Here is a 14,349-nt window from a genome sequence, read left to right as displayed (position 1 = left end):
TCCGGCAATAACCGATTCCGCCAGCGCGGCTGACGGTTTTTGCCATCCCTGCCATGCGCATCAACGGCGCGCCCAGGCGCGCTTGACGCGGCGCCGCCGGCCCCACACGATACGGGCATCACCTACGGGAGACAGCGCATGTGCACCAACTATGCCCCGGTCCAGCGCCGCATCCTGCGGGAGATCTTCGGCGTGGAGCCACCCGCGGGCGTGTACAAGGCCGAGACCTACCCCGACTATGCGGCGCCGATCGTGCGTGCCGATGACGGCGGTGCGCGCAGCGCCGACCTGGCCGCGTTCGGCATGGTGCCGCGCGCGCGCATTCCACCCGGCGCACGGCGTTACGACACCACCAATGCCCGCAGCGAAACCGTGGGCGAGCGCCCCGCCTTTGCACGCTACTGGCGCCAGGGCCAGCTCTGCCTGATACTGGCCACGGCGTTCTACGAGTTTGCGTACCCCGATAATGTGGCGGACGGTGCCGCGCCGGGCAAGCCGGTGCGCTGGCGCGTGTGGCTGCCCGGCGAGCCGGCCTTCGGCATTGCCGGGCTGTGGCGCGGCTGGCCGGACCAGGCGCTGTCCTTCACCATGCTGACGGTCAATTCGGCGCAGCACCCGCTGCTGCAGCGCTTCCACAAGCCGGGCGACGAGAAGCGCGCCGTGGTCATCGTGCCGCGCGCACAGTGGGACGACTGGCTGGCGTGCCGGGACCCCGAGATCGCGCGTACCTTCCTGCGGCTGTTGCCCGCCGATGCCCTGCACGCCGAGCCGGCGCCCAAAGTGCAGGGAGCGCCCATTCCCGACGCGGATTAGCGCGACCGGCGCGGCGGCGGCAAGGCTCGATCCGCCGCTGCCCTTGTCATGGCGATTTTCCCGACTACACTCGTTGCTGGACGCCGACGGGCGTCTGATTGCTGATCGGGCCCCCGACCACCCCGGCCGGGGGCTCGATTCTTTGCGCCGGTCCGGCTCAGAAGCGATAGGTGACCGTGCCCACCACCGTGCGGCGCGCGCCGAAGTAGCAGTCGCCGCGGGCGAGGCAGGTGGTCAGGAACTGCTTGTCGAACAGGTTGTTGGCGTTCAGCGCGACCCGCAGCGGGCCGTGGTCATAGGCGATCATGGCGTCGTACAGCGTCACGCCGCCAACGCGGTTCTGGTCGTTGCCGTCATAGCTGGGCCCGACGTAGCGCAAGCCGCCGCCGGCCACGAAGCCCGGGATCCCGAACAGCTTGAAGCGATAGTTGGCCCACAACGACGCCATGTTCGACGGCGTGCTCGCCAGCTTCTTGCCGACCTCGGCCGGGGTGCCGTCGATCACGCGCGCATCCAGGTAGGTGTAGGTCGCGATCAGGTCCAGCCGGTTCGTCAGCGAAGCCAGGGCCTCCACCTCGATGCCGCGCGTGCGTGCTTCGCCCACCTGCACCGAATCCGGAATGCCGTTGACCACGCCGGCGGTCTTGCGGTTCTTCTCGCGCATGTCGAATGCCGCGATGGTCAGCGTCGCGTTCTTGCCGGGCGGCTGGTACTTGATGCCCGCCTCCCATTGCGAGCCGCGCAGCGGCTTGAAGGCCTGGTTGGCCTTGTTGAAGCCGGCCAGCCCCTGGAACGACTCGGAGTAGCTGACGTACGGGTTCAGGCCGATGTCCGAGCGGTACATCAGGCCGGCGCGCTTGGTCAGTTCGCTGTCGTCGCGGCTGGCCGACGGCGTGTTGTCCTGCGCGGCGCGCGACCAGTCATAGCGCAGCCCCAGCATCAGCAGCCATTTGTTCCAGGCCAGCTGGTCCTGCACGTACAGGCCGGTTTGCGCCTGCGTGGCAGGGCTCAGCGAGCGCGTGCCCGGCGGCGTGAAATTGCCGTAGACCGGGTTGAACACATCGAGCGGCGCGGCGGAACCGCCCACGCCGGTGGTCCCCGTGATTTCAGCGTGCTGGTAGTCAACGCCCGTCAGCAGCGTGTGCTGGATCGGGCCGGTGCGGAAGTTGGTCTGTGCCTGCGTGTCTACCGCGAACGAATTCAGCGTCGGCTGATTCACGTAGACGGTGCGGTTCATCAGCGTGTTGCTGCCCGGCACCCAGCCGCGATTGGCATCGTTGAATCGCGCGTAGATGCTGCGGTAGTCCACCGAACTGTGCGAGTAGCGCAGGTTCTGCCGCACCGTCACAGTGTCGTTGAACTTGTGCTGGAATTCGTAGCCGACCGACTGCTGCTCAGCGGTGTAGCGGTCAAAGCCGGGTTCGCTGATGAACAGGTGGTCGGGAATCTGCCCGCCCGGGTTCGGGTACAGCGTGCCGCGCCACGGGAAGAATCCGACCGAAGTCCCGCTCACGTCGCGCTGGAAGTTGGCCAGCAGCGTCAGCGAGGTGTCCTGGGTCGGCCGCCATGTCAGCGACGGCGCGAGCAGGTAGCGGTTGTCCTGCACGTAGTCGACCTGCGTGTCGCTGTCGCGCGCCAGCGCCACCAGGCGATACAGCCACTTGCCGTCCGCATCGAGCGGGCCGGTCACGTCCGCCTGTACCTGCTTGCGGTTGTAGTTGCCGAACTGCACCCCGATCTCGCGCGCCGCTTCCGCCTGCGGACGCTTGCTGACGAGGTTCAGGATGCCGCCGACCGCGCCCTGGCCGAACAGCATCGACGACGGCCCGCGCAGCACATCGATGCGCTCCAGGGCGTATACGTCGGCACGCACGTTGTTGTAGAAGCCGACCTGGTTCAGCAAGCCATCGCGATACTGCGTGAAGTCCGTGCCTCGGAACTTGCCCCAATCACCGCGCGCGTCATTGCCGAACGGGCCGGCATAGACCCCGGCGCTGTAGCCGATGGCCTGCTGCACGGTCTGCGCACCCTGCGCTTCCATGCGGTCGCGCGTGATGACGGTGATCGACTGGGGCGTCTCCATCACCGGCGTGTCGGTCTTGGTGGCGGTGGCGCTGCGTTTCGCCACAAAGCCATGGACCGGGCCGGTGGCGCTTTCATCCTCGCTGCTGGCGCGCACCGTGACCGCCGGCAGTTCCGCCGCGGCTGCGGCCGCCGGCGCGGCAGGCACAGGGCTTTCGCCGGACTGCGCAAACACGCCGCCGGCCTGCAGGCTCAGCACGAGGGTGGTCAGGGAAAGACGGCATGGGGTGACAAGCGCGGAGCGGGCAAAGCGCGGCTTCGCCCGACGGTTCGGGTGCAGAGACATCACTTAGGGGGTCAAATTGTGGCGGTGCCGCCAAGCGGCATCACAAGTGGAAAATTCTGAATTACGAATAGGAATGATTCGTGATTACATCAGAATTGTAGCTGAATGTGTCAGACACGAGACATATGATCCGCATTTTTCGTGGGATTCTTTGTCCGGGTGACCGATTTTCCGCTTTGTACGATGTCAGCCACGCATTTTTACGCTGTAGCATAAAAATATTGCTCGCCTTATTTTCTGCTGCTACAGTAAATCCGAATGGAAATCGAGTTTGACTTGGCAAAGGACGCCATCAACCAACGTCATCACGGGTTGTCACTGGCCGCTGCAGGGTTGACTGACTTCGATAACGCCCTCCTGAAAATCGATGACCGCAAGCCATACGGCGAAGCCCGTTACATCGCATATGGACCAATTGGTACGCGCCTGTATTGCCTGGTATTCACGATGCGTGGCGACACACTCAGGGCAATCAGCCTGCGTAAAGCCAACTCAAGAGAGCTGCGAGACTATGAACAGGAAACCTGACCTCATCCGCCCCACCCCGGAAGAAGACGCCGCCATCTCGCAAGGGATTGCGCAAGACCCCGATGCGACGTCCGTGCCGACAGAGCAGTTCGGGAAGTTGCGCCCGGCACGGGAACTGCTCGGCAACGATAAAGCCGATGCACTGGCTAAACGTCGCGGCAGGCCTGCCAAACCGGCCGGCGAGCGCAAGGTCAATCAGACGCTGCGCATCGATCCCGACGTGCTGGCCGCCTACAAGGCAACCGGCAGCGGCTGGCAAACACTGATGAATGAGGCCCTGCGCGACTATGCGGCGGCGCGCCGGATGCTGCCCCGGCGCTAGTGCCGGACGATCCCGTCATTCGCCCTGCAAACGGCCAAGGAACCGCCTGCCCGCCTCGATCACCGCGCTGTCCGGCTGCATCTGGTAGCGCACGATCATGCCCTCGATGCACAGCATCGCCTCCGCCGCCACCGCCTGTGGCGCGCGCAGGCCGAGGCGCGCCGCGAGGTCGGCGACGAACGCCTCAAGGTCGGCCTTGTGGGCCGCCGCCTGCTGCTGCGCCTCGGCGTCGCCGCCGGCCTCGGCCACCACGTTGATGAAAGCGCAGCCGCGGAAGTCGCGGCCGAACCAGTCGGCCAGCGCGTCGGCGATCACGTCAAGGCGGGGCCGCTCGGCAAGGCGGGCTTCCACGTCCTGGCGGAACCACGCCATCCACTCGTCATGCCGGCGCGCCAGGAACGCCGCGATCAGCGCGTTCTTGGAGGCGAAATGCCGGTAGAGCGACATCTTGGCGACGCCGGATTCGGCAATGATCCGGTCGATGCCGGTGGCGCGGTAGCCCTCCTGGTAGAACAGGCGGGCTGCGGTGTCGAGAATGCGGTCGCGGGCGGAAGGCGTAGCCATGTGGTGCAGGCGGAGTAGCGAAAACAGGAGAACGCCCGGGGCTGCGTTAAGCGCCGCCCCGGGCCTGTGCTTCGATACTATGACAGACAGACCTGTCTAGCAATCGCCCGATCAGCCTTCCAGCTGGGCGGCAGCATCGCGCAGCGCCGTGCGCAGGCCCTCTTCCACCACCGGGTGGTAGAACGGCATGGTCAGCATCTGCGCGATGGTCAGCCCCTGCTGGTACGACCATGCCAGCAGGTGGGCGATGTTCTCGGCGCGCGGGCCGGTCCATTCGGCGCCCAGGAAGCGGCCCGTGGCCTGGTCGGCATAGACGTGCATCAGCCCCCGGTTCTTCAGCATGACGCGGCTGCGGCCCTGGTCTTCAAAGCTCACCTCACCGGTGACGAAGCTGCCCTCGGCCAGGTCCGCATAGCGCTGACCGACCATCGCGATCTGCGGGTCGGTGAACACCACCGCGATCGGCGCGCGACGCGCCAGCGGCTTCACCTGCGGATAGCTGGCGGCGTTCTCGCCGGCGGCCTTGCCCTCGTCCGCGGCCTCATGCAGCAGCGGCAGGATGTTGTTGGCATCGCCGGCGATAAAGACCGGCGCGTTGCCGCACTGGAGCGTGTGCGCGTCGAACAGCGGCACGCCGCGCGCATCCAGCGCCAGGCCGGTGTTCTCCAGGCCCAGGCCGCGCACATTGGGGGCGCGGCCGGTGGCTGCCAGCGCGTAGTCGAAGCGCTCGGTCACGCTGCGGCCTTCGCGGTCGAGGTAGGTCACCAGCACCTGGTCGCCGTCGCGGCCCATGTCGGTCACCTGCGCGTCAGGATCGAGATAGAACTCCTGGTTGAAGTTGCGCGCCGCGTCGGCGCGGATCACCGGGTCGGTCAGCGGCCCCAGCGAGCCGCTGACGCCGAACACGCGCACCCGCACCCCCAGCCGCGACAGCGCCTGGCCCAGCTCCAGCCCGATCACGCCGGGGCCGAACACCACCACGCTGGCAGGCAGGTCCTGCCACGAGAACACATCGTCATTGACGATCAGGCGGTCGCCGAACACCTTGAACGGCGCCGGCAGCACCGGCGTGGAACCGGTGGCGATGACCACGCGGCTGGCGCGCACGGTGGTGTGCCCATCCACCTCCAGCGTGGTGGTGTCGATAAAGCGGGCATAGCCCCGAATGCGGTCGGCCGGCGCGATGTTCTCCACGCCGCGCACCACGAAGCCGACAAAGCGGTCGCGCTCGCTGCGCACGCGCGCCATCACCTCGCGGCCATCGACGCGGATCTGGCCGTCGACATGCACGCCGAACGGCGCGGTGTGGCGCAGTTCATGCGCGGCCTCGGCGGCGGCGATCAGCAGCTTGGAGGGCATGCAGCCCACGCGGGCACAGGTGGTGCCGTAGGGGCCGCCTTCGATGATCACGGCGCGCTTGCCGGCCGCAATCGCGGCGCGGTAGGCGGCAAGGCCGGCGGTGCCTGCGCCGATCACGGCGACGTCGGTCTGGATGGTGGTCATGGCGGTGGTTCCTTTGTGTTCTGAAGCGTCAGGCTGGGTCAATCAGCGGGCTGGATGGCGCCGCCAGGCGCGGATTCGCGGGCAAGGCGGCGCCATCGGGTCCGGCGACTGCCGGCCCCGTGGCTCGGGGCAAGAATGGGAATCAGCTGATTGCAGCTCAGGCGGCCAGGTACTGCTGCAGCGCTTCGGCGCCGCCGATCAGCTTGCCGTTGATAAAGACCTGCGGCGCGGTCATCTCGCCCGACACGGCGCCCAGCACCTTGCCGCGCACCTTGTTGTCGAGCGGCACGTCGATGTAGTCGAAGCCGTTGTCGTCGAGCAGCTGCTTGGCCTTGGCGCAGAACGAGCACCCGACCTTGGAGAACACCACCACCTGGTCAGGCTTGCGCGCGCCGGGGGCGATGTGGGCCAGCATGGTGTCGGCATCGGACACCTTGAACGGGTCGCCCGGCTCCTCCGGCTCGATGAACATCTTCTGCACCACGCCGTCCTTGACCAGCATCGCATAGCGCCAGCTGCGCTTGCCGAAGCCCAGGTCGGCCTTGTCCACCAGCATGCCCATGCCTTCGGTGAATTCACCGTTGCCGTCGGGAATCATGGTGATGTTTGCGGACTCCTGGTCCTTGGCCCATTCGTTCATCACGAAGGTGTCGTTCACCGACACGCACAGGATGTCGTCGACACCATGCCTGGCGAAGACGGGGGCCAGTTCGTTGTAGCGCGGCAGGTGGGTCGAGGAACAGGTCGGGGTGAAGGCGCCCGGCAGCGAGAACACCACCACGGTCTTGCCGTCGAACAGCTCGCCGGTGGTGACGGTCTTCCACTCGTTGTCTTCACGCACACGGAAAGCGACATTGGGAACGCGTTGGCCTTCGCGGGATTGCAGCATCAGTTCACTCCTGGTTCTGGATCGGGTTGGTTTCGGCTGCGGGTTGCAGCGAAGGCCCTATTCTGGAGACCGGGATGTGATTTGTACAATTCATCGTATCAACAGCGATGATTGCCAAAGACTATGATTGGCTCATAGGTGCCACTTATCGGTCGGAAACCTCCGGCGCGCGCGGACGAAAAAGCATATTTTTTCGGGAAAACCCCGGGGAGTGCCCTATCATGCGGCATCTCCTCCGATTCCCTTCTTCGCAATGACCCGACCTTGCCGCCTGCCGTACCGCCATCGGTGGGCATCCCTGCTCGCGCTGTCGCTTGCGCTGGCCCTTCCCGCGCACGCCCAGACGCTGAAGAAGCCGGCGCTGGAAGCACTGGCCGGCAACAGCCAGGCTGCGGCCAAGGCGGCCCAGGCCGACCTGCCGGCCTTCATGGCGGCGGCGGCCAAGGCCGAGCCGACGGTCGCGCCCGCGGTGGCGGCGTGGCAGTCGAAGGCGCCGCTGTCGGGCGACAACCTGGTCAATGTCGCCCGGCTGCTAGGGGTCTACAACCGGCTGCGCAACGAGGCCGCGGCCATCGACGTGCTCGGCAAGATGGTGGCGCTGCGCACCGTGCGTGAGGAAAAGATCGCCCAGCACGAGAATCCCGCCATCATCGAGTTCGGCAAGATGATCGAAGGCATGGCGCGCGAGTTCGGGCTGGCCTATCGCAATGTCGATAACCGCGTGTTCGAGGTGACCCTGCCCGGCGGCGGCAAGGACACCTTCGGCATCCTGACCCACGCCGACGTGGTGCCGGCGGTGGCCGAGGAATGGGTGCTGGACGACGGCACCAGGCTTGACCCGTTCCGCATGACGCGCATCGGCGACCTGCTGTACGGGCGCGGCACCATCGACGACAAGGGCTCGATCGCGGCGGTGCTGTACGCGATGAAGACCGTCAAGGAAAGCGGCGTGCCGCTCGAGCGCAGCATCCGGCTGATGATCGAGACCACCGAGGAAACCGGTGGCGACGGCATGAAGTACTACCGCCAGCACACTACGCTGCCCGAGTACAACGTCGTGCTCGACAGCAAGTATCCGGCCGTAGTGGCCGAGAAAGGCGCGGGCACGCTGACCGTCTCGTTCGGCATCAAGGCGGCCGACGACAAGCGCGTGCCCAGCCAGGCCGACAGCAAGGGCCCGGCGATCGTCGCGATGCGCGGCGCGGCCTCGGCCAACGCCATTCCCGAAACCGCCACCGCGCGCATCGCCGGCGGCGATCCCGCCGCGGTGGCCGCAGCGCTGGAACAGGCGCGCGCCGAGTTCGTGCGCCGCTACACGCCGCGCGGCAAGTTCTCGATCGAGGTCAAGCGCGCCGGCAACGAGGTCGAGGTCAAGGTCACCGGCGCCTCGGCGCACGGCTCGCGGCCCGAAGAAGGCGTGAACCCGCTGCCGCGGCTGGCGCTGTTCCTGCAGGCCAGCGGCGTGCGCTTTGCCGAAAACCACTACCTGAACGCGGTCCGCTACCTGAACGACCTGTACGGCCTGGACTACCTGGGCAACCGCATGGACGTGGCCTACCGCGATCCGTTCATGGGCCCGCTGACCATGTCGCCCACGCTGGTGCGCGAGCGCGGCGAATACGTCGATGTGGTCACCAACGTGCGCATGCCGCGCGGGCGCACGCCGGACGATCTGGGCGGCAAGATCACCAAGCGCATCTTCGGCTGGGCCGCCACCCATGGGCCGGTCGAGATCAAGTACGACCAGGGCAACTGGATGGCGCGCGATCCGAAGGGCGCGTGGTTGTCCACGCTGCTTAACATCTTTGGCGACACCACCGGGCTCGAAGCCAAGCCGGTCTCCACCGCCGGCAGCACCACCGCCAAGCTGATGCCCAACGCCATCAACTTCGGGCCGGCCATGCCGGGCAAGAAGTACACCGCGCACAACGCGCGCGAGTACAAGGAAGTGGCCGACCTCAATCTCGATATGCAGATGTTCACCGAGATGCTGGTGCGGATCGGCAACCTGGACAAGATGCAGTAAGCTGGCTTTTCGTTTTTGCCCCTGTCCCGCGCGCGGGACAGGGGCAAGATTCATTACAGCCCCAGCTCGCTCAAGCCCGGATGCCCGTCCGGGCGCCGGCCCAGCGGCCAGTGGAACTTGCGGTCCTCTGACCGGATCGGCGCGTCGTTGATGCAGGCAAAGCGCCTGCGCATCAGCCCCGCCTCATCGAACTCCCAGTTCTCGTTGCCATATGACCGGTACCAGTTGCCGGAATCGTCGTGCCATTCATAGGCAAAGCGCACGGCGATGCGGTTCTCCTCGTGCACCCATAGCTCCTTGATCAGGCGGTAATCCAGCTCCTTCTGCCATTTGCGCTGCAGGAACGCGACGATATCAGTGCGGCCGTTGACGAACTCGGCGCGGTTGCGCCATGCGCTGTCGACGGTATAGGCCAGCGCCACGCGTTGCGGGTCGCGGCTGTTCCAGCCGTCCTCGGCGGCGCGGACCTTGGCGATGGCGGTTTCGTAGGTAAACGGAGGCAGCGGCGGCCGGATTTCAGATGGTGAGGACATGAAAGCTCCTTTAAGGGACTGGCATTGAACTGAGAAGAACCACGGGGTGATACAGATCTGTCTCATTATTGGTAGACAGATCTGTCTTGTCAAGGCAGGATGGCGAGAGAATTTGAAAGCAAGAGGCGGAGTGCGCCACGCACCGGCACGCCCTAAAGTTGGCACCATGCAAGCACAGGACAGGAGATTCGCAGTGAGCACCAGCCAGATTCAGCGGCCCGAAATGGCAGTCGCCGGGCCGCGCCGGCCGGTTCCGCAGCCACGTGGCGCGGCTGTCGGGCGGCGGCATGACGCGTCCGTGGCGACCCGGGTCGACGGCGTCGACTGGGCCGCGGTCGCGCGCGAGCTCGATGACTTCGGCTGCGCCGCCATCCCCGCCCTCTTGTCCGCCGACGAATGCGACGCGCTGGCCGCCGGCTATGGCAACGATGCACTGTACCGCTCGCGCATCGAAATGCGCCGACACGGCTTCGGCCAGGGCGAATACAAGTACTTCCGCTATCCCCTGCCCGGCCTGGTCGCGGCACTGCGCACGGCGCTCTACCCGCACCTGGTGCCGGTGGCCAACCGCTGGAATGCCGCCATGGGCATCGACGTCCGCTACCCCACCACGCACCCGGACTTCATCGCCCGCTGTCACCACGCCGGCCAGTCGCGGCCGACGCCCTTGCTGCTGCGCTACGGCCCGGGCGACTACAACTGCCTGCACCAGGACCTGTACGGCGAGCACGTGTTCCCGCTGCAGGTGGCGGTGCTGCTTTCCGAGCCCGGCCGCGACTTCACCGGCGGCGAGTTCGTGCTGACCGAGCAGCGCCCGCGCATGCAGTCGCGCGCCGAGGTGGTGACGCTGCGCCAGGGCGATGCCGTGGTGTTCGCGGTCAGCCAGCGGCCGGTGCAGGGCAGCCGCGGCAGCTATCGCGTGAACCTGCGGCATGGCGTCAGCCGGCTGCATGCCGGACAGCGCTACACGCTCGGCATCATCTTTCACGACGCTACGTGAGGCAGCCATGACCCGATCCATCCGTTCCGCACAAGCAGCCGAAGCGGCCCTGGTCGAACAGGATCCGCGCTGGGCGCGCGTGCTGGCGCGCGACCCCGGCGCCGACGGCGACTTCGTCTATGCGGTCAGGACCACCGGCGTGTATTGCCTGCCGAGCAGCCCGTCGCGCCTGCCGCATCCGGCCAATGTCGAATTCTTCGACAACGCCGCCGCGGCCGAAGCCGCCGGCTACCGGCCCAGCCGCCGTGCCGCGCAGCCGGCGCTGGCGACACGGCACGCGGCCATGGTGGCCGAGGCCTGCCGCCGGATCGAGGCCGCCGACGCCGTGCCCACGCTGCCGCAGCTGGCCAGCGCCGCGGGCATCAGCCCCTATCACTTCCACCGCCTGTTCAAGAGCGCTACCGGCCTGACCCCACGCGCGTACGCTGCCGCGCATCGGGCCAGGAAACTGCGCGAGCAACTGGGCTCCAGCGACTCCGTGACCGAAGCCATCTACGACGCCGGGTTCGGCTCCAACAGCCGCTTCTACGAGAGCGCCGACGCCGTGCTCGGCATGACCCCATCGCACTACCGCGCCGGCGGCGCCGACATCGATATCCGCTTTGCCATCGGGGAATGCTCGCTGGGCGCGATCCTGGTGGCGCAGAGCCAGCGCGGCGTCTGCGCGATCCTGCTGGGCGACGATCCGCAAGCGCTGCTGCAAGACCTGCAGGACCGCTTCCCGCGTGCCAACCTGATCGGCGGCGACGCGCAGTTCGAGCAGTTGGTGGCGCAGGTGGTGGGCCTGATCGAAGCGCCTTCGATCGGCCTGGCACTGCCGCTGGACGTGCGCGGCACCGCCTTCCAGCAGCGCGTATGGCAAGCGTTGCGTGAAATCCCCGCCGGCAGCACCGCCAGCTACGCCGAGATCGCGGCCCGCATCGGCGCGCCGCGCGCGGTGCGCGCGGTGGCGCAGGCCTGCGCGGCCAACCACCTGGCGGTGGCGATTCCCTGCCATCGCGTGGTGCGCAGCGACGGCGACCTGTCGGGCTATCGCTGGGGCGTGGCGCGCAAGCGCGAACTGCTGGAGCGCGAGGCGCAGGGCTGAAGCCGCGCGCCGCTCAGCCCATAGCGGGCGCCTGGATCTTTGCCAGGTAATCGTGGATCTGCGCCACCACCGCCGCGCCTTCGCCAACCGCGGCGGCAACGCGCTTGGTCGATCCCGCCCGCACGTCGCCGATGGCGAACACCCCCGGCACGCTGGTCTGCAGCGGATACGGCACCGCCGACGCGCACCCCAGCGAGCCGCCGCCGGTGCGCACGAAGCCCTTGTCATCGACCTCGACATGGCAGGTGCGCAGCCACGCCGCATTCGGGTCGGCGCCGATGAACAGGAACAGGTGCCGCACCGCCATGGTGACCGGCGCGGGATGCTCGGCGCGGCAATCGTAGTGCACCGCGCTGAGCCAGCCGTCGCCGTCGAGCGCGCTGATCTGTGCGTGGGTATGCAGCGTGATATTGGGCAGCGCTGCGATGCGGTCGATCAGGTAGCGCGACATGGTGGCGGCCAGGCCCGGGCCGCGCACCAGCATATGCACGTGTGCCGCATGCGAAGCCAGAAACACCGCCGCCTGCCCGGCCGAATTGCCGCCGCCCACCAGCATCGCCGGCTCGTTCTTGCACAGCTTGGCCTCCACCGGCGAGGCCCAGTAGTAGACCCCGCGGCCTTCGAAATGCTCGAGCGCTGCGATGTCGGGGCGGCGGTACTGCGCGCCGGTGGCGATCACCACGGTATGGGTCGGCACCATGCGGCCGTCGGTCAGCTCCAGTCGTATCGGGTCGGCGCCGCAGTGCAATGCTTTGACCTCAAGCGGAATCGCGATGTGCGCGCCGAACTTGAGCGCCTGCACGAACGCGCGCCCGGCCAGCGCCTGTCCGGAGATGCCGGTCGGAAAGCCCAGGTAGTTCTCGATGCGCGCGCTCGCGCCCGCCTGCCCGCCCGGCGAGCGGCAATCGATCACCGCCACCGACAGGCCTTCGGAGGCGGCATAGACCGCCGTGGCCAGCCCTGCCGGCCCGGCACCGACCACCACCACGTCATAGACGTGGTCGGGGTCGAACTCCGGCAGCAGTCCGAGGCACGACGCCAGTTGCCCCTCGTCCGGGGCGCGCAGCACGCGGCCGTCGGCGCAGATCACCAGCGGAAAGTCGCTCGCGGGCGCGTTGGCGTAGTCGAGCAATAGGGAACAGTCGCGGTCGGCGTCGATATCGATGACCGTATGCGGGTAGCCGTTGCGCCGCAGGAACGCCTGCAGCGCCAGCAGCTGCGGCTCGGTGCCGTGGCCAACCAGCACCGGGCCGCTGCCGAACTCGATCAGCCCCACGCGGCGCAGGATCAGGGCGCGCATGATGCGCTCGCCCAGTTCGGCCTCGGCCACCAGCAGCGCGCGCAGCCGGTCCGGCATGATCACGTAGCCGTGGGTCTCGGTGACGGCGACGCCGTCGACCAGAGCGGGGCGGCCGGCCAGGGTGCCGACCTCGGCCAGGAAGTGCCCGGCGCCCTGCTCGGTGATCTGGTGTTCGCGTCCCAGGCCGTCGCGCCGCATCACGCGTACGCGGCCGCTGGTGACCAGATACATACCGCGCCCGGACTGGCCGATGGCAAACAGCTTTTCGCCCGCGTGCCAGCTCTGCGGCGTGCCGAAACGCCGCACGCGCGCCATCTCGTCGGCAGTGAGTTGCGGGAACATCTGGTGCCAGCGTGATTCCAGCGTGGAGTACGGTGCGTCCAGGCCGCCACCGGCTTCCGCGCCCGGCTCCGTTTCGGCCGCCACTGCCTCCGCCTGCAAGTTCGTCATGCTGCCCCCTGATGACATCGGTACTTGCCGGATCGCCCATATCCCGGCTGCCGCGGCGCGGCTTATCGATAGTAGACGGCACGACCAGGAATGCGAGGCCATGGGCGCCGACAGTTGCGCATTGCGCCGGCTTGGGATTGAATGTTCGCCTCGGCGCTCCGGCAAGCCTGTACCGGCGCCGCCACTGTCAGAACACTGAAGACTTGATGCCATCCACCCCTGAATCCGATCCGACCCCGTCCAACGACCGTCCCGCGCGCGCGGCATTGCGCGCCCTCACGCCAGTCGAAGGACGCGTGCTGGGCGTGCTGGTCGAAAAGCAGCACACCGTACCCGATACCTACCCGCTGTCGCTCAACGCGCTGGCTTCGGGCTGCAACCAGAAGACCGCGCGCGCGCCGGTGATGAACGTCAGCGAGGCCGAGATCCTTGAGGCCATCGACGGCCTCAAGGGCCTGAGCCTGGTCTTCGAAGGCAGCAGCAGCCGCGTGCCGCGCTTCGAGCACAACATGCAGCGGGCGCTCGGCGTGCCGAGCCAGTCGGTCGCGCTGCTGGCGATGCTGCTGCTGCGCGGCCCGCAGACGGCCGCGGAACTGCGCCTGAATACCGCGCGCCTGCACAGCTTTGCCGACATTTCCTCGGTCGAGGCCTTCCTCGACGAGCTGGCCAGCCAGGCGCCGCCGCGCGTGGTGCGCCTGCCGCGTGCCCCCGGCGCCCGTGAAAACCGCTGGATGCATCTGCTGAGCGGCGAAGCCAGCGCCGCCGCGGCGGCCGAAGACAGCGGGCGTGGCGCCGACGGCGACGCCGCACCGTCGGCGGAGCTGGAACAGCTGCGCGCCGAGCAGCAGGCACTCACCGAAAAAGTGGCCAGGCTGCAGGGCCTGGTCGAACATATGGCTGCGCAGCTAGGCATCTGCGCGGACGAGTTTCTCGGCTGATCCCGAGTACCGACCATCCCGCCGGAAG

At 67.6% G+C, this 14,349-nt stretch carries 13 protein-coding genes; 7 read left to right on the top strand and 6 right to left on the bottom strand.

Annotation, left to right across the window (positions count from 1 at the left end):
* The first annotated feature begins 138 nt into the window (after positions 1-138).
* Positions 139-813 carry an SOS response-associated peptidase gene (locus tag U9J39_RS11970; protein ID WP_326347124.1) on the top strand — a complete coding sequence of 225 codons (675 nt, stop codon included), beginning with the start codon at positions 139-141 and terminating at the stop codon, positions 811-813.
* 157 nt (positions 814-970) lie between these two features.
* Here the strand turns inward: U9J39_RS11970 and U9J39_RS11965 are convergent, their stop codons facing one another.
* The gene (locus U9J39_RS11965) at positions 971-3,181 is read right to left on the bottom strand and encodes a TonB-dependent siderophore receptor (protein WP_326347123.1); all 2,211 of its coding nucleotides are present in this window, start codon (positions 3,179-3,181) and stop codon (positions 971-973) included.
* Between the two features lie 258 nt (positions 3,182-3,439).
* On the opposite strand from U9J39_RS11965, the gene U9J39_RS11960 reads away from it, so the two are divergent.
* Both U9J39_RS11960 and U9J39_RS11955 read left to right on the top strand, forming a co-directional pair.
* A complete protein-coding gene (locus U9J39_RS11960) occupies positions 3,440-3,709 on the top strand; it encodes a BrnT family toxin (protein WP_240072014.1) in 270 nt (89 codons plus the stop codon).
* Positions 3,693-4,031, top strand: a complete 339-nt coding sequence (locus tag U9J39_RS11955; RefSeq protein ID WP_115683160.1) for a BrnA antitoxin family protein — start codon at positions 3,693-3,695, stop codon at positions 4,029-4,031. The genes U9J39_RS11960 and U9J39_RS11955 overlap by 17 nt, the downstream gene beginning before the upstream one ends.
* A 15-nt stretch (positions 4,032-4,046) precedes the next feature.
* Here the strand turns inward: U9J39_RS11955 and U9J39_RS11950 are convergent, their stop codons facing one another.
* From U9J39_RS11950 to U9J39_RS11940, 3 genes are all read right to left on the bottom strand, one after another.
* Positions 4,047-4,595, bottom strand: coding sequence for a TetR/AcrR family transcriptional regulator (locus U9J39_RS11950; protein WP_115683161.1), 549 nt, complete (start codon positions 4,593-4,595; stop codon positions 4,047-4,049).
* Between the two features lie 111 nt (positions 4,596-4,706).
* Entirely contained in the window at positions 4,707-6,098 is a 1,392-nt protein-coding gene (locus U9J39_RS11945; RefSeq protein WP_326347122.1) for a dihydrolipoyl dehydrogenase, read from the bottom strand.
* 157 nt (positions 6,099-6,255) lie between these two features.
* Positions 6,256-6,987, bottom strand: a complete 732-nt coding sequence (locus U9J39_RS11940) for a glutathione peroxidase (protein ID WP_115713451.1) — start codon at positions 6,985-6,987, stop codon at positions 6,256-6,258.
* A gap of 253 nt (positions 6,988-7,240) precedes the next feature.
* Here U9J39_RS11940 and U9J39_RS11935 point away from each other — a divergent pair, with 253 nt between their 5' ends.
* Complete coding sequence (locus U9J39_RS11935) at positions 7,241-9,013, top strand: dipeptidase (protein WP_326347121.1); 1,773 nt, start codon at positions 7,241-7,243, stop codon at positions 9,011-9,013.
* A 53-nt stretch (positions 9,014-9,066) separates the two neighbouring features.
* On the opposite strand, the gene U9J39_RS11930 is transcribed toward U9J39_RS11935, so the two are convergent.
* Positions 9,067-9,546, bottom strand: coding sequence for a nuclear transport factor 2 family protein (locus U9J39_RS11930; protein WP_116314280.1), 480 nt, complete (start codon positions 9,544-9,546; stop codon positions 9,067-9,069).
* 193 nt (positions 9,547-9,739) lie between these two features.
* Between U9J39_RS11930 and U9J39_RS11925 the strand changes: the two genes are divergently transcribed.
* On the top strand, positions 9,740-10,546 hold the full coding sequence (locus U9J39_RS11925) for a 2OG-Fe(II) oxygenase (protein ID WP_326347120.1): 807 nt from the start codon (positions 9,740-9,742) through the stop codon (positions 10,544-10,546).
* Positions 10,547-10,553: 7 nt separating this feature from the next.
* Positions 10,554-11,633 (top strand): bifunctional DNA-binding transcriptional regulator/O6-methylguanine-DNA methyltransferase Ada, encoded by a 1,080-nt coding sequence (gene ada / locus U9J39_RS11920; RefSeq protein WP_326347119.1) that lies wholly within the window; start codon positions 10,554-10,556, stop codon positions 11,631-11,633.
* A 13-nt stretch (positions 11,634-11,646) separates the two neighbouring features.
* Here ada and U9J39_RS11915 read toward each other — a convergent pair whose 3' ends face one another.
* Complete coding sequence (locus U9J39_RS11915; protein WP_116314278.1) at positions 11,647-13,383, bottom strand: FAD-dependent oxidoreductase; 1,737 nt, start codon at positions 13,381-13,383, stop codon at positions 11,647-11,649.
* A 206-nt stretch (positions 13,384-13,589) separates the two neighbouring features.
* Between U9J39_RS11915 and U9J39_RS11910 the strand changes: the two genes are divergently transcribed.
* Positions 13,590-14,321 carry a YceH family protein gene (locus U9J39_RS11910; RefSeq protein ID WP_326347118.1) on the top strand — a complete coding sequence of 244 codons (732 nt, stop codon included), beginning with the start codon at positions 13,590-13,592 and terminating at the stop codon, positions 14,319-14,321.
* Positions 14,322-14,349: the final 28 nt, after the last annotated feature.

This window comes from Cupriavidus sp. SS-3, from assembly GCF_035818815.1.
GTDB classification, from domain to species: Bacteria; Pseudomonadota; Gammaproteobacteria; order Burkholderiales; family Burkholderiaceae; genus Cupriavidus; species Cupriavidus taiwanensis_C.
The sequence above is the reverse complement of the archived record's forward strand: the minus strand, read 5'-3'. Positions and strand labels throughout refer to the sequence as shown.